Annotated in this window: 20 protein-coding genes; 18 read left to right on the top strand and 2 right to left on the bottom strand. The window is 65.0% G+C overall.

All coding sequences use genetic code 11. From position 1 onward, the window contains the following. The first annotated feature begins 232 nt into the window (after positions 1-232). From DCN14_RS10265 to DCN14_RS10235, 7 genes are all read left to right on the top strand, one after another. Positions 233-1735: an APC family permease gene (locus tag DCN14_RS10265; RefSeq protein WP_096501390.1), complete on the top strand. Its 1503-nt coding sequence runs from the start codon at positions 233-235 to the stop codon at positions 1733-1735. Beyond that, positions 1732-2322, top strand: a complete 591-nt coding sequence (locus DCN14_RS10260) for a DUF3156 family protein (RefSeq protein WP_096501388.1) — start codon at positions 1732-1734, stop codon at positions 2320-2322. The genes DCN14_RS10265 and DCN14_RS10260 overlap by 4 nt, the downstream gene beginning before the upstream one ends. Positions 2323-2391: 69 nt before the next feature. Further along, positions 2392-3330, top strand: coding sequence for a helix-turn-helix domain-containing protein (locus DCN14_RS10255; protein ID WP_096501538.1), 939 nt, complete (start codon positions 2392-2394; stop codon positions 3328-3330). Positions 3331-3497: 167 nt separating this feature from the next. Further along, positions 3498-4706 carry a porin gene (locus DCN14_RS10250; protein WP_096501386.1) on the top strand — a complete coding sequence of 403 codons (1209 nt, stop codon included), beginning with the start codon at positions 3498-3500 and terminating at the stop codon, positions 4704-4706. Positions 4707-5108: 402 nt separating this feature from the next. Then, positions 5109-6347 (top strand): ABC transporter substrate-binding protein, encoded by a 1239-nt coding sequence (locus DCN14_RS10245; RefSeq protein ID WP_096501384.1) that lies wholly within the window; start codon positions 5109-5111, stop codon positions 6345-6347. Between the two features lie 34 nt (positions 6348-6381). After that, positions 6382-7251, top strand: coding sequence for a sugar ABC transporter permease (locus tag DCN14_RS10240; protein WP_096501382.1), 870 nt, complete (start codon positions 6382-6384; stop codon positions 7249-7251). Next, on the top strand, positions 7221-8075 hold the full coding sequence (locus tag DCN14_RS10235; protein WP_096501380.1) for a carbohydrate ABC transporter permease: 855 nt from the start codon (positions 7221-7223) through the stop codon (positions 8073-8075). The genes DCN14_RS10240 and DCN14_RS10235 overlap by 31 nt, the downstream gene beginning before the upstream one ends. 9 nt (positions 8076-8084) lie before the next feature. Here DCN14_RS10235 and DCN14_RS10230 read toward each other — a convergent pair whose 3' ends face one another. Next, entirely contained in the window at positions 8085-9107 is a 1023-nt protein-coding gene (locus DCN14_RS10230; RefSeq protein ID WP_096501378.1) for a LacI family DNA-binding transcriptional regulator, read from the bottom strand. Positions 9108-9113: 6 nt separating this feature from the next. Here DCN14_RS10230 and DCN14_RS10225 point away from each other — a divergent pair, with 6 nt between their 5' ends. The 6 genes from DCN14_RS10225 to DCN14_RS10205 all read left to right on the top strand — a co-directional run bounded on the left by DCN14_RS10225 (position 9114) and on the right by DCN14_RS10205 (position 15034). Continuing rightward, on the top strand, positions 9114-10034 hold the full coding sequence (locus tag DCN14_RS10225) for a phosphatidylinositol-specific phospholipase C (protein ID WP_162826189.1): 921 nt from the start codon (positions 9114-9116) through the stop codon (positions 10032-10034). Between the two features lie 722 nt (positions 10035-10756). Further along, entirely contained in the window at positions 10757-10969 is a 213-nt protein-coding gene (locus DCN14_RS37910; RefSeq protein WP_143331639.1) for a hypothetical protein, read from the top strand. A gap of 28 nt (positions 10970-10997) precedes the next feature. Then, entirely contained in the window at positions 10998-11201 is a 204-nt protein-coding gene (locus DCN14_RS10220; protein WP_096501376.1) for a hypothetical protein, read from the top strand. Between the two features lie 123 nt (positions 11202-11324). Next, the gene (locus DCN14_RS10215; protein WP_240327203.1) at positions 11325-12803 is read left to right on the top strand and encodes a cytosine permease; all 1479 of its coding nucleotides are present in this window, start codon (positions 11325-11327) and stop codon (positions 12801-12803) included. An 83-nt stretch (positions 12804-12886) separates the two neighbouring features. After that, positions 12887-13432 (top strand): VOC family protein, encoded by a 546-nt coding sequence (locus DCN14_RS10210; RefSeq protein ID WP_096501372.1) that lies wholly within the window; start codon positions 12887-12889, stop codon positions 13430-13432. A 21-nt stretch (positions 13433-13453) separates the two neighbouring features. Next, complete coding sequence (locus tag DCN14_RS10205; RefSeq protein ID WP_096501370.1) at positions 13454-15034, top strand: NAD(P)/FAD-dependent oxidoreductase; 1581 nt, start codon at positions 13454-13456, stop codon at positions 15032-15034. Positions 15035-15062: 28 nt separating this feature from the next. Here DCN14_RS10205 and DCN14_RS10200 read toward each other — a convergent pair whose 3' ends face one another. Next, positions 15063-16205 carry a LysR family transcriptional regulator gene (locus DCN14_RS10200; RefSeq protein ID WP_346265263.1) on the bottom strand — a complete coding sequence of 381 codons (1143 nt, stop codon included), beginning with the start codon at positions 16203-16205 and terminating at the stop codon, positions 15063-15065. Between the two features lie 21 nt (positions 16206-16226). On the opposite strand from DCN14_RS10200, the gene DCN14_RS10195 reads away from it, so the two are divergent. From DCN14_RS10195 to DCN14_RS10175, 5 genes are all read left to right on the top strand, one after another. Continuing rightward, positions 16227-17171, top strand: coding sequence for an AraC family transcriptional regulator (locus DCN14_RS10195; RefSeq protein WP_162826188.1), 945 nt, complete (start codon positions 16227-16229; stop codon positions 17169-17171). An 88-nt stretch (positions 17172-17259) separates the two neighbouring features. Further along, entirely contained in the window at positions 17260-18456 is a 1197-nt protein-coding gene (locus DCN14_RS10190) for a porin (protein WP_240327202.1), read from the top strand. A 189-nt stretch (positions 18457-18645) separates the two neighbouring features. Next, entirely contained in the window at positions 18646-19761 is a 1116-nt protein-coding gene (locus tag DCN14_RS10185) for an LLM class flavin-dependent oxidoreductase (protein WP_096501362.1), read from the top strand. 86 nt (positions 19762-19847) lie between these two features. After that, positions 19848-21173, top strand: coding sequence for an aromatic acid/H+ symport family MFS transporter (locus DCN14_RS10180; RefSeq protein ID WP_240327201.1), 1326 nt, complete (start codon positions 19848-19850; stop codon positions 21171-21173). 247 nt (positions 21174-21420) lie between these two features. Next, positions 21421-22209: an SDR family oxidoreductase gene (locus tag DCN14_RS10175; protein WP_096501358.1), complete on the top strand. Its 789-nt coding sequence runs from the start codon at positions 21421-21423 to the stop codon at positions 22207-22209. Positions 22210-22249 lie beyond the last annotated feature (40 nt).

Genomic DNA, 22249 nt, shown 5'->3' with positions numbered 1-22249 from the left:
CTCGCGTGACGACGAACCGGCGGCGGGCAGCGAGGCTGCCGCCGCCGGTTTGCCGATTTGGGCTATGACCGGATTATTTTGCCTGCGTATTTTTTCGACATCGGATCGAGTTTGAATGGACAGGGGCCGGGGTGCCGAAGCGCTGAAGCGCCGGCCCGGGCGCGACCGCGAAGCAACGAACCGGAGCGGGCGCCGAAGCGCCGCCGCCGGTCGACAAAGGAAGGAGACGACGATGTCCGGATGGTCTGGAGTGACCGGCGCCGCGGGCGATACGCCCGCCGGCACGCCGGTGGAGGCGGGCGGCGGCACGGTGCTGACGGCAGGCGCGGTCGGCTTTCCGACCGCGCTGGCGAGCGCCGTCGGCCTCATCATGGCGAGCCCGGTGATCCTCACCGCGACGTCGGGTTTCGGGATGGGCGGCTGGGCGTTCGCGGTCGCGATGATCATCGCGTTCGTGATGATGCAGGCGCAGGCGACCACCTTCTCCGAAGCCGCGGCGATGCTGCCGACGGCGGGCTCGGTTTACGATTACCTGTCGTGCGGGCTCGGCCGCTTCTGGGCGATCACCGGCACGATTTCCGCGTATTTCCTCGTGCACGTGTTCGCCGGCACGGCGGAGACGATCCTGAGCGGCATCATGGCGCTCGTGAACTTCGAGTCGCTGAACGCCGCGTTCGAGAAGCACAACAGCTCGTGGCTCGTCGGCGTCGGTCTCGTGGTCACGTTCGCGATCACCAACATCATCGGCATCAAGGTGTTCAGCAAGCTGGAGATCGTGCTGACGGCCGGCATGTGGCTGTCGCTGATGATCTTCGGGATCCTCGGGCTCGCGGCCGCGCCGGCCGTGCACCTCGACGGCTGGTTCGGCGGCTCGGAAGTCGGCACGTCGGTGTCGGCCGTGCTGTCGCTGGTCGGGATGGCGATGTTCATGTTCGTCGGCTGCGAGTTCGTCACGCCGCTCGCGCCGGAAATGAAGGCGCCGGGCCGCACGATTCCGCGCGCGATGGCGCTCGGCCTCGTCGGCGTCGCGATCTGCATGTTCCTGTACGGCGCGGCGATCCGCCGCCAGGTCGCGAACGTGCCGGTGAGCCCGGACGGCCTCACGCATCTGCTCGACACGCCGGGCGCAATCCCCGCGTTCGCGCTGCAGGTGCTGGGGCCGTTCGGGCGCGTATGGTTCGGCGTCGCATTCCTGTGCGCGGGCGCCGCGACCATCAACACGCTGATGGCCGGGCTGCCGCGCATCCTGTACGGGATGGCGATCGACGGCGCGCTGCCGCGCTGCTTCGGGTATCTGCATCCGCGCTTCAAGACGCCGGTGGTCGGCATCGTCGCGGCGGCGATCGTGCCGATCTTCCATGCGTGGCTGATCAACGGCAATCTCGACAGCATCCTGCACCTCGTGCTCGCCGCGACCTGCGCGTGGGGCACCGCATATCTGCTCGTCACCGCGTCGGTCGTGATGCTGCGCATCCGCCGCCCGGACCTGCCGCGCCCGTACCGCTCGCCGCTGTTCCCGCTGCCGCAGATCGTGTCGAGCGCCGGCATCGTGCTCGCGATCTGGTACATCACGCCGCCCGGCATGAACGCACGCGACATCTACGTGCCGTTCGGCGCGATGCTCGGGCTCACCGCGCTGTACGCGCTGTTCTGGACGGTCGTCGTGCAGCGCCGGCATCCGTTCAAGCCGGTGCCGGTGGAAGAAGTGCTGCGCAACGAGCATGTCGCATCGTGAGGGCCGCGCTCGCCCGCTGGCGCGCGGCGCCCGATACGCCGCCGCCCGGCCATCGGCCCGGTGCGATCGCCGCCCGCGTGCTCGCCGACCTGGGCGCCGCGCGCGATGCGCACGGCACGGCCGGCGACACGACGGCGCGGCTGCCGAACGGCGTGCGCGTGCGCGTCGACGAGCGGGTCGACCGGCAATTCCTGATGCATACGGTCAGCGTGGCGGTCGCGGTGGCCGCGCGCGGGCCGGCCGCCGAGGGCAGCGCCCGCGTGCTGCAGACCGGCTGGCTGCGGCGCACCGGCGTCGCGGCCGAACCCGCGCCGGGATGTGCCCCCGAATTCGTGCGGACGGTGGCCGCGCTCGTCGCGGAACCGTCGCTCGCCGACGCGCTGCGCCCGCTGCACCTGACCGACTGCACGATCGCCGCGCGCGACGGGCGCTGGACGCTCGCCATCGTGCCGTTCGGTGGCAGCGAAGTCGTGAACCGGATGCCGTCGTTTCGCCGCTACGTCCGGCTGACCGGCGAGCAGGCCGCCGCGCTGTCGGCGGCCTGTCTTGCATTCGAAACCGCACTACGCGGAATTTTGCGGGGGTAAGCTGTGACGTCGCGCGCCGTGCGAACCCGGCGGGCGCGATGAAGAGTCAGGGTTTTACCGGAGATGCCGATGCTGTTCCAGTCACGCTCACACGAAGACGTGCACGACCACGGGCTCGCGATCGCGGGCTGGCATCAGGTCTACCGCCAGATGACGCCGGGCCGGTTCAAGGGCACCGTCACCCAGGTGCTGTACGACGACTTCCATTTCTTCCGCGAGACGACCAACCGCCGCGTCGCGCAAACCGGCCTCGCGCCGGGCGGGCGCACGTCGCTCGCGGTGCCGCTGTCGGTGCCGCTCGCCGGCACGTTCCAGGGCCAGCCGATCGACGGCTATGCGCTGCTCGCACTGCGCGCCGGTGAAGATTTCGAATTCCATACGCCGGAAGGGATGGGGCTCGTCGGGATCAGCGCCGCATCCGACATGGTCGATGAGTTGTGCGAAGCGGAGTTCGGCGCGGCCGGCGCGCGCAAGCTGCGCCATGTCACGCGGCTGTCCGACGCGCAGGGCGTCGCGCTCGGCGCGCGGTTGTCGGCGCTGATCGACGACGCGCAGCGCAATCCGGCCTGCCTCGAATACGCGGCCACCCGCAAGATGTTCCGCGACGCGATGCTCGGCATGTTCCTCGATGCGCTCGACCAGGGCATCGGCGTCGAGCGGCGCGACATCACGCATGCCACTTACAGCGATATCGTCAGCCGCTGCGAGAAGCATCTGCGCGAGCGGCCCGAGGAGCCCGTCACCGTGCTCGAGCTGTGCCGCGCGCTGCGCTGCAGCCGCCGCACGCTGCAGACGAGCTTCCAGCGCGTCGCCGACGTCACGCCCGTCGGCTATCTGCGCACCATCCGGCTGAACGCGGTGCGGCGCCTGCTGCGCACGACGTCCGCGCAGCAGCTCGGCGTCGGCGAGGCCGCCGCGAGCTGGGGCTTCACGCATCTCGGTTATTTCGCCCGCGAGTATCGCGACCTGTTCGGCGAGTTGCCGTCGCAAACCTTGCGGCCCGAGTGATGTACGAACCGTCGCGACGGCGTCGTCGAGCGCCGTCGCGACCCGTCTGCTTCACCATTTGCTGATTTGGGATAGAGGTCCCGAATTTTCGCTGGATAGAGTCCTGTCACCCATATCGACAACTCCATCGGTCTGCACTGCGAATCGATGACAACAGAGGGCGGGACATGAAGATCGGACGACGACTGGCCGCGGCGGCGGCTACGCTGGGTTGCATGCACGCACACGCACAGACCGCCGGCAGCGTCACGCTGTACGGCACGGTGGACACCGGCATCATCTATTCGACGAACCAGCAGTTCACGCGCGCCGACGGCAGCACGAGCGGCGGGCATGCGTGGCAGATGGGCGGCGGCAACCTCGTGCCGTCGCGCTTCGGCTTCCAGGGTGACGAGCCGCTCGGCGGCGGCCTCAGCGCGGTGTTCTCGCTCGAGCAGCAGTTCCTGTCGGGGAACGGGCAGGCGCTGCAGGGCGGCACCGCGTTCAGCCGGCAGGCGTGGGTCGGGCTGCGCAAGGACACGATCGGCACGCTCGGCCTCGGCCGGCAATACGACTCGTACACCGACATGCTCGGCGCGTATGCATCGAGCAACAACTGGGCGACGCCGTACGGCTCGCATCTCGGCGACGTCGACAACCTGAATGCCGCGTTCAACTTCAACAACGCGGTGAAGTTCACCAGCGCCGACTTCAACGGCCTGACGGTCGGCGGCACGTTCAGCTTCGGCGGGCAGGCCGGCGACTTTTCCGCGAAGCGCGGCTATTCGGTCGCGGCGACCTACAACCGCGCGCCGGTCGCGTTCTCGGTCGGCTATCTCGACCTGCACCAGCCGCTCGACGCGGCGCTCGGCGGCGCGAGCGGCTATATCGGCGACTTCGCGTGCAGCAACCCCGGTGCGATGTACTGCCTGCTACAGGACGCCGGCTCGATGCGCGCGTTCGGCGCGGGCGGCTCGGTGACGCTCGGCGCGGCGACGGTCGCACTGACCTATACGCACACGCGTCTCGGCGACAGCCGCTACTTCTCGACCGACGCGCAGCCGCGCACGCAGGCGTTCACGTTCGACATCGGCGAGCTGAACGTCACGTACATGTTCACGCCGGCGCTGCAGGGCGGCGTCGCGTACATCTTCAACGCCGCGCACACCGACGGGCGCGGCACGACGCGTTTCCACCAGGTGAACATCGGCACGAACTACAGCCTGTCGAAGCGCACCGCGCTGTATGCGGTCGCGATCGGCCAGATCGCGAGCGGCACGGGGCTCGGCACCGATGCGGACGGCAATGCGGTGAACTACGCGCAGATTCCGGTGCTCGCGAACAGCAATTCGAGCCGCCAGCTCGCGGTGATGGCTGGCATTCGCGTGAATTTCTGACCAGGAACGACGGGGCGGCGGCATGCCGGTCGCGTGTCGCCGTCGACGTCTCATGTACAGGGGGCGGCACCGGTCAATTGATGGAAAGCCATGCTTGAAAAAAATCGTCCGTATGCTTAACTGAACGGGCTGGATGGACAGAAACTGAATATGGCAGGCAATGGCGCGAAGGATCGGGGACGGTCTTTCCGCCATTTTCATCAGGAACCGGATCGTTGCGCCCGATGCGGTATCGGGCGCAAGGGACGCGTGCCTTGTGGCATCCGGCTTGCCGCTTGCCACAATACCTTCACGGTCTGCGTGAACAATGGCGACGCTTCAGGCGACCCGAAGTGTGGCCGGCGTTGCACACGTGTGCAACGCATGGCCGTCCCGCTACATCCGTCGATCGAGAGAGACCTCATGACCCTGCTGAGCCGCCTGCGCGTGCTGTCCGCCGCCGTTGCGCTGTCCTTCGCCGCCTCGCACGCCTGCGCGGCGGATCTCGTCATCGCTGGCCGCGACGACATCTACGGCAAGGGGCTGGCCGACGCCGTCGCCGGTTTCAACAAGCTGCATCCGGGCACTGACATCGAGCTGCTCAAGTTGCCGAACGCGAACCTGTACCAGAAGCTGAAGCTGTCGATGCGCGAAAGCACCGGCACATACGACCTCGTGATGATGGACGACACGTGGGCGCCCGAATTCATCGGCAACGGCTGGCTGAAGCCGCTGCCGGCGTCGCTGGCGGACGCCGATCTCGTGCCGTCCACGGTCGCGCTCGGCCGCAACGCGGCGGGCGCGCTGTACGCGCTGCCGATCGTCGGCAACGTCGAGATGTTCGCGTACCGCAAGGACCTGCTCGCGAAATACAAGCTGCAGCCGCCGCGCAACTGGGACGACGTGCTGAAGATCGCGCAGACCGTCGGCGGGGCGGACAAGGGCATGTCGGGCGTGGTGTTCCGCGGCACGAAGGGCAACCCGATCGTGACCGGCTTCCTGCCGATCCTGTGGGCATACGGCGGCGACGTGTTCGACCGTGCCGGCAACGTGACGATCGACTCGCGCGAGTCGCAGGGCGCGCTGAAGACTTTCCTGGCGCTGAAGGCGTCCGCGCCGAAGGACGTCGACGTATACGGCGCGGCCGAAGTGCGCGATGCGCTGCAGCGCGGCACGGCCGCGCAATCGATCGAGGTGTGGCCTGCGTGGATTCCGGCGCTCGACGATCCGAAGCAGTCGCGCGTGGTCGGGCAGATCGCGCTGCAGCCGCCGCCCGGGCAGACCGCCGGCCCGGCGCCGATGCTCGGCATCTGGCAGATGGGCATCCCGAAGGACGCGCCGCACGCGAAGCTCGCGCAGGACTTCCTCGCGTACCTGACCGCGCGCGATACGCAAACGCGCCTGGCCGGCATCGGCATTCCGCCGACGCGCCGCAGCGTGTTTGCCGATCCTGCGCTGGTCCGCCAGTACCGCTGGTATCCCGATCAGTTGAAGGCGCTCGAGGCCGGCCGTGCGCGGCCGCGCGTGAAGGACTGGCAGCAGGTCGAGAGCATTCTCGGCGACCAGCTGCAGCTCGCGCTGACCGGGCAGGCCGCGCCCGACGCCGCGCTGCGTCAGGCGCAACAGAAGATCACGCAGGCGATGGCCGCGGCCGGCAAGTGACGGCCCGCCGTCACGCATCGTCCGGAATCCGCGCATGAAATCGCTCGGCCGCGGCCTGCCGTTCGTCGCATTGCTCGGCCCCGCGCTGCTGGTGCTGGCCGCGCTCGCGCTGTATCCGGTCGCGCAGGTGCTGATCGATTCGTTCTGCCGGGTCGACTATGCGGCCGGTCATCGTGCGTTTGCCGGGCTCGCGAACTATCGCGCGGTGCTCGGCGACGACGCGTTCACGGCCGGCTTCGGCAACACGCTGCGCTTCACGATCGTCGCGTCGCTCGTCGAGGTCGCGCTCGGCTTCGGCCTCGCGCTGCTGTTCGTGCGCGCATTCCCGGGGCGGCGCATCGCGCTGCCGCTCGCGATCCTGCCGATGATGCTGTCCACGCTCGTGTGCTCGGCGATCTGGCGCAACTGGCTGAACTTCGACGGCTTCCTGAACGCGCTGCTGGCGACCTTCGGCATCGAAGGCGTGCGCTGGCTGTCCGATCCGCATCTCGCGCTGTGGTCGCTCGCGCTCGTCGACGTGTGGCAGTGGGCGCCGATGGCGTTCCTGATCGTGCTCGCCGGGCTGCAGTCGATCCCGCAGGAGCTGTACGAAGCCGCGCGCACCGACGGCGCGAGCGAGTGGCAGTGCCTGCGCGACATCACGTTGCCGCTCGCGGCGCCGCAGATCGGCCTCGCGATGCTGCTGCGTTCGATCGACACCTTCAAGCTGTTCGACAAGGTCTATGCGCTGACGGGCGGCGGCCCCGGCAACGCGACGCAGACGCTGTCGACCTATATCTACGACACGGGCTTCCGCTTCTTCAACGTCGGGCCGGCGAGCGCCGCGTCGGTGCTGATGCTCGCGGCGTCCGCGCTGCTGGTTTCGGGATACGTATGGCAGACGGTTCGCAAGCGGCGCGCATGACGGGCGCCGCATTCGGTCGCACGGTGCCGTGGGCGCTGCGCGTCGTCGCGCTCGCGCTGTTGCTGCTGCCGTGCCTGTGGATGGCCGGCGCGGCCTTCATGCCGACGCTCGAACGCCTCGATCATCCGCTGCGGCTCTGGCCGGCCGCGCCGACGTTCGAGCATTTCGCGTCGGTGTGGTCGAACGGCATCGGCGCGCCGCTCGCCAATTCGCTGCTGGTCGGGTTCGGCACGACGCTGCTCGCGCTGGCGCTCGCGTTTCCGGCCGCGTATGCGCTCGTGCGGCTGCGCTTTCCGGCGCGGCTCGACCTGCTGTTCCTGATGCTCGTGCTGGCATTGAAGCTGATGCCGCCGATCACGATCGCGGTGCCGCTGTTCGCGCTCGCGAAGCGGCTGCATCTGCTCGATTCGACGTTCGGCCTGATGCTCGCCTACCAGATCTACGCGCTCCCGATGGCGATCTGGATGCTGCTCGCATTCGTGCGCGACGTGCCGGTCGAATATGAAGAGGCCGCGTGCATCGACGGCGCGGGGCTCGCCCGGCGGCTCGTGCAGATCGTGCTGCCGCTGTGCGCGCCGGGGCTGATCGCGACCGCGATCTTCGTGTTCATCGCCGCATGGAACGAATTCCTGATCGCGCTGCTGTTCGTGTCGACGCCGAGCCGCTTCACGCTGCCGCTCGCGATTGCCGGCTACGTGACGGAGAACGGCATCGACTGGGGCGACCTGATGAGCGCGGGGCTGCTGGCGTCGCTGCCGACGCTCGCGGTGGCCGGCTACGTGCAGCGCTACCTGTTGCGCGGATTCGCGGGCGGACTCAAGTGATGCGGCGCGTCATGCGCAGCTATGCCGCACCACGTGCGTAACCGGCACCACGCGCGTGCGCGACGCGCCGTCGAACGTCTGGATCCGCTCGGCGAGCATGTCGACGGCCGCGTGCGCGAGGCCCTGCGTGTCCTGGCGCAGCGTCGTGAGGCGGTACGCGTCGTATTCGGCGGCGGGAATGTCGTCGAAGCCGATCACGCGCAGGTCGTCGGGCACGCGCAAGCCGAAGGCGTTGCGCGCGGCGTCGATCACGCCGAGCGCGAGCAGGTCGGACGAGCAGAACACGCCGTCCGGGCGGTCGCCGGACGCGAACAGTTGCCGTGCGGCATCGAGCCCGCATGCGTGGGTGTCGGATGGCGTGTCGAGCACGCGCACGAGCGTGGCATCGAACGCGTCGCCTTGCTTCAGCGCGTGTGCGAACGCTTGCGCGCGCGAGCGTGCGCTGTAGCTCGCCGTGCGCGGCCCGACGAACGCGAGCCGGCGCGCGCCGGCCCGCACCAGCCGCTGCGCGGCGTGGGCCGCGCCCGCCGCGTTGTCGCTGACCACGACATCCGCGCCCGGCAGGTTCGCCGCGCGGTTGATCATCACGACGGGAATCCGGTGTTCCAGATACTGCCGCGCAACCGACAGCGGCGGCGACGCGGACGTCATCACGAGCCCCGCGATCCGGTAGCTCAGCAGCCGTTCGAGCGATTGCCGGACCTGGCGCGGATCTTCCGCATTGGTCACGAGCGGCGTGAACGCGCGCTGCCCGAGCGCGGCCATCAGATCCGACAGCAGCCGCGCGCGGAACGGATTCTCGAAGCCCGCCGTCACGACGCCGATCATGCTGCTGCGCTGCGTGATCATGTCGCGTGCGATCAGGTTGACCTGATAGCCCAGCGCACGCGCGGCCACCATCACGCGTTCGCGCGTTTCAGGGGCGATGCTCGCCGTCGGCGAGAATGCGCGCGACACCGCGGAGCGCGACACGCCGGCCCGCACCGCGACATCCGACGCGGTCACCCACGTTTTTCTTTCCTTGTCCGTCATCGACTCATGATTCCTTCGCGACACGAAGCACACACGCCGCTGGCCGACTGGATGTCGGCGCTCGACGACACGCGGCCGCTGCATACGCTGACCCTACCGGGCAGCCATGACACCTGTGCGTATACCATCGACGATACGCTCGTGCGCACCCAGCGTGCGCCGCTCGCCGCGCAGCTCGAGCACGGCGTGCGGCTGCTCGACATCCGCTGCCGGCACCGGCGCGATACGTTCGACATCCACCACGGCGGGATCGCGCTCGGGATGACGTTCGACGACGTGCTTGCAGACTGTACGCGCTTTCTCGATGCGCATCCGCGCGAATGCATCGTGATGTCGGTGAAGGACGAGTGGCCCGCGCACGCGTGCACGCGCAGCTTCGATGCGACGTTCGACGCGCATCGTGCGCGGCATCCGCGGCTGCGCTGGCATGCGGGCGGCGCGCTGCCGGCGCTCGGCGACGTGCGCGGCGCGGTGGTGTTGCTGCGGCGGTTTCGCAGCAGCCGGCCGCTCGGCATCGATTTGACCGCGTGGCCCGACAACGCGACGTTCGCGATCGATCATCCCGATGCGGCGTTCGTGATCCAGGATGAATACCGGGTGCCGGTGGCCGGGTCGATTGCGTACAAGTGGCGGGTGATCGATGCGCTGCTGAGCGCCATGCCGTCGCCGCCCAGCGGCCGCTGGGCGATCAATTTCTGCAGCGGCACGGGGATGGGCGCGAATCCGTCGGTGGTCGCGCACGGCGACGGCAGGGTGGAGGGGATTCACGCGCGGCTCGCGGAACGGTTGCGCGAGCAGCCCGGGCCGTGCGGCGCGATGCTGCTCGATTTCTGCGATGACGATGACTGGGCGCTGGTGCGGGCGTTGGTGGGGTGTAATGAGCATGCGCCGGGGGCGGGTGGCTGGCGCAGACCGACGGGGTGCTAGTGCAAGGGCAGGTCAAGCATGGCGCCAACACCGGCTCGCCGTTCGTCACGTCGACTGCTTCCTGACGCAGCGGAGCGACGTCACGCTCGTGCGCGGACAGTCTCGTACGCATCACGAAGCCGTTTGACGCCTTCTTTCATGTTCGCGACAGGCGGCGCTGCGAACGAAAGATGCAGTGTCCTTGTGTCGGGATCATCCGCGCGAAACCCCGCGCCCGGTACGAAAGTCACCTTGTGCGCGATGGATGCCTTCAGCAGTTCAGCCGCTGTGAGATCGCCGTTGAGTTTCGCCCGGATGCGACGCCTCGAGAGGCCATGAGGCGAATGATCTCCTGTTTCATTTTGGCGATCCCTTCCGTACCGCCGTACCGCAGGCACGACAGGCTAGCCCGCTGGCCCACTTGGAAGTGGAAAATTCCGGCATGACGTTGTCATCGAGACCAGGAGGTCATGCCGTGAAGAAGAGCACGTTCACCGATGAGCAGATCGCACGTGGGTTGAAGCAGGCCGGCCTTATCCACCCGCGCATCCGAAATTCATCAGACGAAAATCCGGCGACAGCGCGTTGTTGCGGCCCGTGGATAGCGTTTGCCTTGGCTGGATAACGCTTCCTTCGCCACCGATCTATCTTTGAATTACCTCGATGACATCGAGGATTTCAGCGGCCCGACCAAACGATGAAGCCATTCACGTTTTCATTCCCGGGTTGCGGCGGAGTTGGCGATGAGCATGGTCAAGAGCGGTATGGACGATCTCGGTGGCGCGACAGGTGCGCTGCGATCCGTCGTGGAAAAGTGGCTTGGCGCGAGTGGCGCTGCAGATATGCAAATCACGGGCGGCGGCGGAACCGGAAGGTATCCGGGACGGTATGTCCGCATCGAATCACCGTGCCGAAATGACGGAGCCGCGATGTCGACGCACTTGTTCGCTGCGTGAATCGATTGAAATGCCTGGAGCATGAGCCATGGACGTCCTGAGTATCGTCCAGCACTGCGGAATGCAATTGACGCTTGATGCGCGAATAGGCCGAGAAGAGTATCGAAGCGCGCACGGCTCGGTGGAAGCGCTCGAGCGATTTGCCGAAGCACTCGTCGCCTCGCTCGGCTACGGCGAACCGGGACGTGCCGGACTGGCCGAGCGTGGAGCGCCACACACCCGCAGCGCGTAACCGTTGCCGCGTCACTTTCTTCGTTTCCGGGATGTCGATTGCCTGAACCGGATTTCCAATGAAATTGTGACCCCCGACGATATGGACAAACAAGGGGGCGGCAGCCACGCGTCACGATGACCGATGCTGCTGCATACGGACGTACCGAAGAGGAGCGATGCTATGAAGGGCAACAGCCGGAGTGTGGCGATCGAGGACCATGCGCTTGAGCGTGTACCGGACAGCGAACGAAAGGGGTGGCTTGCGTTGTCGTGGAACACGGCGGGGATCGTGACGACCCTCGTTCAGCTATTCCTCGGCGCGCTGGTCACTTTCGTCGCGGGATTCAAGATCGCGATTCTCGCGGGAGCGACCGTCACGATCGCCGGCGGACTGCTCGGCTGGGCGTGCGGTCACGTTGCATACCGGTCCGGGCTGTCCAGTACCGTCATGTCCCGTTACTTCGGCTTCGGGCAGAAAGGATCGATCATTTCGTCGTTGATCTTCGCTTTCATGATTATCGGCTTTCTCGCGCTGGAAAACGCGTTGCTGTATCGCGGTTTCATCTTCTATTTCGGCATCGCCGACACGACGCTTGCCCGAATCGTCATCTACGGCCTGCTCAGCGCGGCATGGGTGCTGTTGACCGCTTACGGATTCGCGTTGGTCGCACGGGTATCGTCGATCACGCTGGTCCTGTTTCTGGCCGTACTTGCTTACATCGCACACGACGTCATTTCGGGTACGGGCCTTGCCGCCACGGATCTCTTCTCGTTCGGCTCGCAGTTTCCGGCGAGCGTTCTTCAGTCGATGGGCGTGGAAAGCGATCTGCAAAAATTCATCTTTGCCGTCAACGTGCTCGTCGGGTCGGCCGGTGCGCTCGCGCTCGTGGATGCCGATCTCGGCCGCTATGCGCGCAGATCGCGCGATATCGGGTATGCGGCGCTGATTGGCAACCTGATGATGGATGTCCTGATGCTGGGGCTCGGCGGCATCATCATGTATGCGGGGATCCCGGCGCTCGTGCAATTCTATATGCACACCGCCGGCATGACGCATGAAGCGGCCATGCATGCGTCCCTGCAGAGTCCCGACAGCGTCACCGCTGCATTCGTCGTGTTTGGCGGTGCGCTCGGCGCTTTGCTGATGGTCCTTGCGCAAAGCAAGGCACAGGTCATCAATACTTATAGCGCGTCGCTGTCCCTGTCCAATCTTTTCGATGCGATCAACGTGCGGCCGGGGCGCCTGACATTCGTCATCGTGGCCAACGTCATCGGCCTGCTGATGCTCTACGGGAAGATCCTCGCGCTGGTCAATTCATGGATCACGATTCTCGGCGTTCTGACGACGGCATTCGCAGGCATTATCGTCGCGGATTTCTTCATCGTCCGCCGCTTCTCGCGCGAACTCGATACGAATCTGGACGAACCCGCGGAAGCGGTCAACTGGGCGGGTGTCATCACGTCGATCGCGGCGGTGGTTGCTTCCCACTACTTCCTCGGCCGCTTCGTGCCGGTGGAAGCGATCGCCACGATGGGAATCTGTGTCGTGCTGTATCCGGCGCTGCGTCTCACGGTGTTCAGACCCGCCCGAACCGGGCGAGCGGTTTCCGCAGGCCTGTGAGGCGGTTGTCTGCACGACACGGACGAAGGGGCGAATGCGGCGTGCCCCTTCGGCATGAACCACATCGGATCGGAGAATCGAGAATGACACGCAAGAGTTTGCCGGGCGTGATGCACGTCGACCATGTCGCATTGACCGTACCGAACCTGGATGCCGCGGTTCACTTCTATGGCGAGGTGCTGGGTGCGATCGAACTTTACCGGATGGGCCCGTTCGATGCCGAGGCGTTGCCTGCGATGCCGGACGGCACTGACTGGACCGCAGCGCATTTGAACATCGCCGGGGCACGACTGAATTTCGTGATGATGGCGCTCGGCAGGAACCTGATGCTGGAACTGTTCCGCTATGAGCGGCCGGACGACGCAAGACAGATACCGCCTCGCAATTGTGACATCGGCGCGAGCCACATCGCGTTGAAGGTCGAGAATCTCGACGACGCGCTCGCCTTTCTTCGGGAGCGTGGCGTGAAGGTGATGGCGGGACCGATTGTGATCGACAGTGGCCCGTGTGCCGGGCTGCGGGTGAATTACTTCCTCGATCCGTTCGGGAATCAGCTGGAACTGGTCGAGTACAAGCACCTGCCGTTCATGGATGAGACCGACGCGCCGTTGTACGCCCGTCGATCGTAGTGCAACAGAGAGAGCTATCAGATGCGAGAAGATACCGACGTCGTCATCGTTGGGAGCGGGATGAATTCGTTGGTCTGCGCCGCAATATTGTCGAAGCGCGGGAAGCACGTCACGGTGATCGAGCGCAATACCGAACTGGGCGGATGTATTCGCAGCCAGGAGCTGTTTCCGGGCTATACGCACGATGTGCTTTCTTCGTGGTATCCGCTCTTCATCGGGAGTCCTGCATACGCGGAACTCAAGAGCGATCTCGAAGCGGCGGGACTCGCGTTCGCGCAGTGCGACTACGCCACCGGCGTCGTGACGCCGGATGGGCGCGCGATGGCGTTCCGGCAGGATCTGGAAGATACGGTGCGCCGTCTGGATGCGGCCTGTGCGGGAGACGGCGCGGCGTTCGGCGCCATGGCGCAGCGCCTGTTCGGCGAGGATGCCGGCCTCACCTTCGGCTTGCTCGGGGAGAATCCGTATGGCTGGAACATGGTCAAGCTGATGTGGCGCGAATGGCGCCGGCGGGGGACGGACGGGCTTGTCGCGTTCGTCGGCGGAGCGCTTGAAAACTTCCGACGCTGGGGCAACCGCACGCTCGGCTCCGATCTGGCGCGCGCGGCGATCGCTCCATGGGCGTTGCATACCGGGCTTGGGCCGGACGATGCCTGCTCCGCGTTGATCGGCAAGCTTACGTTCGCGGCCGTGATCGCCGGTGGCATGCCGGTCGTGAAGGGTGGCAGCGGCAACATCGTCAAGGCATTCAGGACGATCATCGAGCGCAGAGGCGGGACGTTCGTGACCGGCGTGGATGTCGAGCGGATCGTCCTGGAGCGGGGGCGAGCCGTCGGCGTGAGCGCCGGCGGCCGAACGTGGCATGCCCGGGAGGCAGTGGTGTGCAACGTCACGCCGAAACAGCTGTACGGCCGTTTGTTGCCTGACGCACCCGAGCCGTGGCGCGAGCGCGCCGACGGCTATTTCTTCGGCCGTGGCGATATGCAGATCCACTTCGCACTTTCGTCGCCTCCCGACTGGTGCGATGCTGAGCTTGGACGTGTCCCGCTCGTGCATTTGACGGAGAGCATGGAGACGGTTTGCCTGTCCGTTACGCAAGCCAACAATGGCCTGATTCCGGCGCAGCCGACGATCGCCATCGGCCAGCCGACAGTTGTCGATCCGAGCCGCGCACCTGCGGGTGGCGCGATACTTTGGCTCCAGATGCAGGAGATGCCGTCGAGATTGCGCGGCGATGCGCTTGGCGAGATCGCCGTACCGGCCGATGGCCGGTGGACCGACGCCGTGCGCGAAAAGGTTGCCGATCGGGTGCAACGTCGCCTGGAAACGGCGATGCCGGGCCTGTCGAACAAAGTGGTCGGGCGTCGAGCCTACTCGCCGGCCGATCTGGAGGCGCTCAACTGCAACCTGGTCGGCGGGGATCCCTATTCCGGCGTTTGCTCGCCCGATCAGTTTTTCTGGCTGCGGCCGATCGCGGGGTCCAAGGGGCGCCGAGGTCACGAAACCCCATTTCGCAACCTGTACCAGATCGGTGCATCGACGCATCCCGGGCCGGGGCTTGGCGGCGCATCCGGCTGGATGATGGCCAACCGGCTAAGCTGAGTCGCGATTCCGACGAGACGGGCAGGGCTCAAGCCGACGGATCGCTGAGCGTGTGTACGACGAGGTTTCTGAGCCATCGATTGGCCGCGCGGTCGTCGGCGTCGGCATGCCAGTGCACGGTCACGGTAACGTCCGGAATGTCGATCGGCAAGTCGTAGACGGCGAATGCGCCGTCCGGATTGAGCCATTGGACGGTGCGCCGTGGTACCGTCACGATCCAGTCCGTTCTCGCCAGAATGTGCGGCACGACCGTGAAGTGCGGGACACGCAATGCGATCTGCCGGTGGATGCTCTTTTCCCGGAATTGCGTCTCGATCTGATGATGCGCGCTCTCGAGCGAGCCGACCAGGATATGGGGCAGTGCAAGGTATTGAGCGAGCGTCAGTTCGGCTCCCGGCAAGGTATCGCGCCGCCGGGTCATGCAGACGTAGTCCTCGTGAAACAGCGGCTGATAGCGAGTACGGCCGATCAACGACGGTAGATTGCCGATTGCAAGATCCAGCTTGCCTACCCGGAGCGCGTCCTCGATGTGCGTGACAAGCACCGATTGAATGTCCAGCCGCACGTGCGGCGCACATTGCTCCAGTGCGGCACACAGCGGGGGCAGGAATGCCAGCTCACCGATGTCGGACATGGAGATGCGGAAGACCCGCGTGCTGGTCGACGGATCGAAGGGCGCCATCATCTGGATTGCGTGTTCGGCCGCCGCCATCGCCTGCTGCAGCGGTTCGCGCAGTTCCAGTGCCGCTGACGTGGGTTGCATTTCGTTGCCGGCACGGACAAACAGCGGATCGTCGAGCAGTGCGCGCAGTCGACCCAGGGAATAGCTGACCGCGGGCTGGGACAGGCAGAGCCGGCCGGCGGCGAGTGTCAGGTTCCGCTCTTCCAGAATGGCATGGAAGACGCGCAGGAGGTTCAGGTCGATGCGGGCGGTGTCCATGGAAAGCACGTGTAGGTTGGGCGTGTCGGGTTGCAATGGCCGGTCATTGCGACGCCATCCGCCACGATAAGCCATTTTATTCGGTCGCAGGATATTGATCGATTCGGATAATCGATCCCCTGTCGTTACACTGCATCGTGCCATTAGTACTGCGTCGCGTGAAGGCGTGAAGATATGAACACTCATCCCCAGTTCTTCGACGGCACGCCGGATGCGTTCCGTCATTTCCATGTCGAATTCCAGGGCAGCCGGATGGATCCCGACCATGTCATCGACGGGGTAGGGCGAGCATTCAAGCCGCACCGAATGTCGGTGACCGGCGCGGATCAGTCGCTCGACGCTGCATTCCGTTCGTTGAAGATCGGGAATCTGCAGATCTTTTACCTGCAATATGGCGCGGAAGTCCGCGTCGATCCTGGCGAGCTGGGTGACTTCACGCTCGTCCAGATGCCGATTCGCGGTGCGGGACACTACACCTGCGGCGCACATCATGTGTCGGGGGGGCGAGGGGTGGCCGCAGTGCTGTCGCCGCAAGAATCGACCCAAATGGCGTTCTCGAACGAACTCCGGCAGATCATCGTTCGCATCGAACAGGCGGCCATCGACCGCGCCTGTGTCGAACATATCGAGCTGCTTCCGGAAAAAGGCCTGCGCTTTCAACCCGAACTGGATCTCAACAGTCCTGCGGGACGTGCATGGTGCGGCGCATTGACCTATATTCTCGAGGGCAGCGTCGCGTTCTCCGAGCTGCTTCGCACGCGTGCATACGCGGAGCATTGCGAGCGCATGCTGATCGATACCCTCCTTTTTTCGCACGCCAGCAACTGCTCCGAAGCGCTCGCGGCGATGCCGATGCGCAAGGCGGTCAGGCCGGCCTATGTGAAGCGGGCCGAGGACTACATGCGTGCACATCTTCCCGATGTCACGTCGGTCGAGGAGATTGCCCGCACGGTCGGCGTCAGCCCGCGAGCGTTGTTCTACGCATTCCGGCAGACCTACGACCAGACGCCGATGGCGTACCTGCGGGAGTTGCGTCTCAAGGCGGTACATGCCGAACTCAAGACCGGCGATCCGACGATGCGCCTGACGGATGTCGCGATGCGCTGGGGATTCGCGCATTACGGCCATTTTGCATCCCATTACCGGCGCCGGTTCGGCGTGCGACCGCAAGACACGCTGAATGCGTCGTGCGCCTGATGGCCTCGATGTAGCCGCGTAAGAACTAGAACGTACTCCTCTTCGTCAATCGGACGAGCACTGCAGGAATCGGATAGCCGGACGACTTTTGGACTTCGATGATCCAGTCGTGCTGACTGACATTCGCGAGGATGTCGGACGCAAGGTGAAAGCGGTTCAATTCAGCGTGAGGAGATCAGGTATGAAGGGGGGGAACGTAAAGCGCCGGTCGGCTGTGCCGATTGTATGCGCGGCCGTATCGTTGGCGTGTTGCGCGGTTGCCGCGCATGCGCAAAGCAGTGTCACGATGTATGGGGTGATCGACTCGGGCATCGACTATGTGACGAATGTAGGCGGGAAGAGTCAGGTGTCGCTCGGAACCGGCGTTCTGGCGCCGAACCTTTTCGGCTTTCGAGGAAAGGAAGATCTGGGTGCGGGTCTTGCCGCCATCTTCGTGCTCGAAGGGCAGTTCAACGCCGGCAACGGTGCGTCGATCGGCAATCTTTTCGGTCGCCAGGCATATGTCGGATTGTCCGACAGCAAGTGGGGAACGCTGACCGCCGGAAATCAGTATGACTTCATGTTCACGTCGCTGGCCGTCAAGCGTTATGGACCCGAGTTCCCGTTCATTTCACTCCAGAACCTGAGGCAAGGCCCGTTCAATGCGCTCGGCATTCCGAATCAACCGAGTGGCGGGTTCGATTTCGACCGTGTTGCAGGGGAGCACATTTCGAATTCGGTCAAATACGAGAGCCCGAACTTCAACGGCTTGAGCTTCGGCGGGATGTATGGGTTTGGTGGCGTGGCGGGCGCTATTTCGCAGAACAGCGCCCAGAGTTTTGCGATCGATTACGGCAACCAGCTGTTCAATATCGACGCTGCGTATACCTACGTGCGCTATCCGGGCATCAACGGCGGGAATGCCGGGATCCGCAACTTTGGCATCGGTGGCGGCGTGTTTCTCGGCCCGGCGTATGTCGACGCACTTTATACCTCCACGAGAAACACCTTCACGGGCGGGCGAGTGGACGTCTATGAAGTGGGTGGCATGTATCGATTCAACCCCGCGTTCCGTGCCGCCGCCGCCTATCAGTTCATGGACGGCAATGCAGCGCTCGACGGTAACAAGGCGCACCAGGTCAACCTGACGCTCGATTACTCGCTGTCGAAGCGTACGGACGTCTATACGAGCGTCACGTACCAGCGCACGAGCGGCAACGGCGCGCAGGCTCAGGTTGTCTTGTTCGAGCCGTCGAACGGCCGGAATCAGATGGTATTGCGCGCCGGTCTCCGACATCTCTTCTGAACCCCGCAGCGATCTCGGCATGCGCCGCTCCGATGGGGCGCATGCCGCGCACTTCGGGCCGCGGTGGACGCGCGGCTCCGGATTCTCCCGGCGCGCCGCGGAATTGGCCCGGCGAGCGTTTGAACGCGAGCGGGTTCATGCTCCGACGCGCACGGTCATGTATGCAATGCGTTAACTGAAGGTGAAACGATGAGACGAATCCTGTCCTCAAGCGACTTTATTCTCGGCACATTCGCGACGAACTGCTCGGGCGGCATGTCGGTCACGAAAATTCCGGAGCGCTGGAACAATTCGTGGGAGAACAACGAGAAACTCGCCATTATGCTCGACGAGGCGGGCATCGACTTCATGCTGCCGATTGCACGATGGATCGGTTATGGCGGCGAGACGGACTTTCACGGTTCCGTGCTCGAAACGACAACCTGGGCCGCCGGTATCCTCGCGAAGACGCAGCACCTGACCGTCTTCGCCACAGTGCACACCGCCGCAAACAACCCTGTCGTTGTCGCGAAGCAGATTGCCACGCTCGATCAGATCGGCCGCGGTCGGGCCGGACTGAATATCGTCGCCGGATGGAACCGGCCGGAGTACGAGGCACTCGGTCTTGCACTGTCCGATCGTCACGACACGCGCTATGCGTACGCGCAGGAATGGTTCGACATCGTCGGCAAGCTTTGGAGCAGCGACGGTGCGTTCGATTGGCGAGGCGACGCATTCTCGTTGAAAGGCGCATATGGCCTGCCGGCGCCATGGGGCGGCGACCGTCCGCCGATCCTGAACGCGGCGGGTTCGGGAGAGGGGCGCGAATTCGCCGTCCGCAACGCGGATTTCCTCTTTACGCCTGCGATCGATCTGGAGCGTTCTCGCACCGAAGTGGCCGAGATCAAGGCGCGCGGTCGACAGAGCGGGCGAGATGTGCAGGTGTTGACGTTTTCGCACGTCGTTTGCCGACCTACCGAACAGGAAGCGCGCGATTACCTGCGGCATTTCGCACAGACGAATGCGGACTGGGAGGCGGTCGACAACCTTGTCGCGCTGCAATTCGCCAATGCCCAGTCGTTCCCGCACGATTTGCTGTCGATGATCCGCGACCGCATGGCCGCCGGTCACGGTGGATTCCCGCTCGTCGGTACGCCGCAGCAAGTGGCCGATGGCATCCAGGCTTTGGCCGAGGCCGGTTTCAAGGGCACGACGCTGTCGTTCGTGGACTACCTCAAGGAGTTTCCGTATTTCCGCGATGAAGTGCTGCCGTTGCTGGAAGCGCGCGGATTGCGAAGCGCGTCCCGTCTGGCGAGTGTCGTATGAGAAAAACGAACGTCGACGCCAGACGTCGAGCCTGATCGGACGAGCCGGAAGCCCGGCTTCCGGCAACCGCAAGGAGACCACCGCGCATGAGTGAGATACGAGGAACGGGGTTTGCCGCCGTACGCGGGCATACACGGTCGGATGCACCGGAAATGCCGCATTGGGTGACGGTGCGCGTGATTGCCCTATGTTTCTTCGCCATTCTTGCCGAAGGGTACGACGTCGGCATCTACGGTGCCGTGTTGCCGGCCCTGGTCGACGAGCGGGCATGGGGGCTCACACCCACGCAGTTTGGTGTGCTGGGTAGCTATGCGTTGATCGGAATGCTGGTAGGCGCCGTGCTGGTCGGCGCCTTATCCGATGTGAGTGGCCGAAAGAAGACGCTGATTGCATGTATCGGGGTTTTTTCCATCACGATGGCCTGGGCGTCCTTGGCGCGGACGCCAGCCGAGTTCGGGTGGTGCCGATTCATTGGCGGCCTGGGGCTGGGCGGGGTGATACCGACGGCTTCGGCGCTCACGATCGAGTATTCGCCCGTTCGTCGTCGGTCGTTCAACTACGCGCTGATGTATTCGGGCTATGCGTTGGGAGGGGTCCTCATCGCGTTGCTCTCGCTCTGGTTTGTGCAGGAATCCGGCTGGCGCGCGCTGTTCCGGATTGGGGCGTTCCCGCTTCTCGCGATACCCGTGATGGTGTGGGGCTTGCCCGAGTCGATCACCTTTCTGCGCAGCCGGGGACGAACGCGGGAAGCCGATGAACTTGCGGCGCGTCTCGGCATTGTCGTGCTTGATCAGGATTCCCGCGCTTCGGTGTCGAGAGCGCCGCGGCTGATTGAAAGGATCGGCAGTCTGTTCGGGCCGTTCAGCATCCGCGCCACGCTGTTGTTCTGGATTGCGTTCTTCATGGGTTTGCTGCTGATCTATGGGCTCAATACCTGGCTGCCGCAGATGATGCGCAGCGCGGGCTATCCACTCGGTTCGAGCCTGGCGCTGCTTCTCGCGCTCAACCTGGCCGCGGCGATCGGCTCGCTGGTATCGGGTGCCGCTGCCGACCGCTGGGGATCGCGGCGCGTGATCGGAATCTCGTATCTGATCGCGGCGTGCAGCATCGCGCTGCTCGCGACCCGCCCGGGCACGCTTTTCACCTATGCCCTGGTCGGAATGGCGGGCGTCGGTTCCATTTCGACCACGCTGGTGATGAACGCTTACGTGGCGAAGTATTTCCCTCCGGGAGTGCGTGCCACGGCGCTTGGCCTCGCGCTCGGATTCGGCCGGCTGGGCGCGATTGCCGGACCGCTGCTCGGCGGCGTCCTGGTCAGCCATCACGTCAGCGTGGCGTCCTGCTTTCACGTGTTCGCAGCGGCGGGAGTCATCGCCGCACTGGCCGTTTTTCTGATCCGGGATCGCGCCTGACCACGTGGCGATCGGCGTCGCTCAATACCCGCAGACTGCGGATAACCATTGCGCGATGCGGATACACCCAGGTCGATTTGGCGAGCCATTATCGAATCAAGCATACGGATGTTCATGGAGGCTGTTTCATGCTCGATCCGACGGCGGCGCTGACTTGATGTCCTGCAGCCCGCGACGTCTGAACCGTCGAGCGATTCTCGTGTCCGTTGCAAAAAAAGTGTCATTTCCTCGAGCAAGGTGGACTCACATGAAAGATCTTGAAGGCAAGGTAGCCATCGTCACGGGTGGCGCGACGATTATCGGGGCGGCCGTGGTCGACGTGCTCCGCAGCTACGGCGTCAAGGTAGCGGTGTTCGACATCGATGCGGCGGGAGGCGCGCGCGTGACGTCGACCGATCCGCTGCACACGCGCTTCTGGCAGGTCGACATCGTCAATGACGAGCAACTCGAACAGGGGATCGCCGCCGTGGCGGAGCATTTCGGCCGCGTGGATTTTCTCGTCAACCTGGCGGCAACCTACCTCGACGACGGCGTGCAATCGGGACGCCGCGACTGGCTGACGGCGCTCGACGTGAACGTGGTCAGTGCGGTGATGGCGGCGCGCGCGGTCAAGCCGTACATGGTGCAGGCCGGCGGCGGCGCGATCGTCAATTTCACGAGTATTTCGTCCAAGGTCGCCCAGACGGGACGTTGGCTGTATCCGGTGTCGAAGGCTGCGCTCGTCCAGCTTACGCGGAACATGGCCATGGATTTCGCGACGGACGGCATTCGCGTGAACTCGGTATCGCCGGGCTGGACCTGGTCGCGCGTCATGGACGAGTTGACCCATGGCGATCGCGAGAAGACGGATCGGGTGGCCGCGGATTATCACCTGCTCGGGCGCGTCGCCGACCCGTCCGAGGTAGCCGATGTCGTCGCGTTCCTGTTGTCGGGTCATGCGTCGTTCGTCACCGGTGCCGACTATGCGGTCGATGGCGGCTATTCGACGATGGGTCCGGAGCAGGCACGGCCTGCCATTCCGCGGCTCGAGGAATAAGCGGCATCCCGGAACCAGTCCAATATTCATCAAGGAGAAC

The organism is Burkholderia sp. IDO3 (assembly GCF_003366075.1).
Taxonomy (GTDB): Bacteria; Pseudomonadota; Gammaproteobacteria; order Burkholderiales; family Burkholderiaceae; genus Burkholderia; species Burkholderia anthina.
Note: the sequence above shows the minus strand (reverse complement) of the source record. Positions and strands in the feature narration are given on the sequence as shown.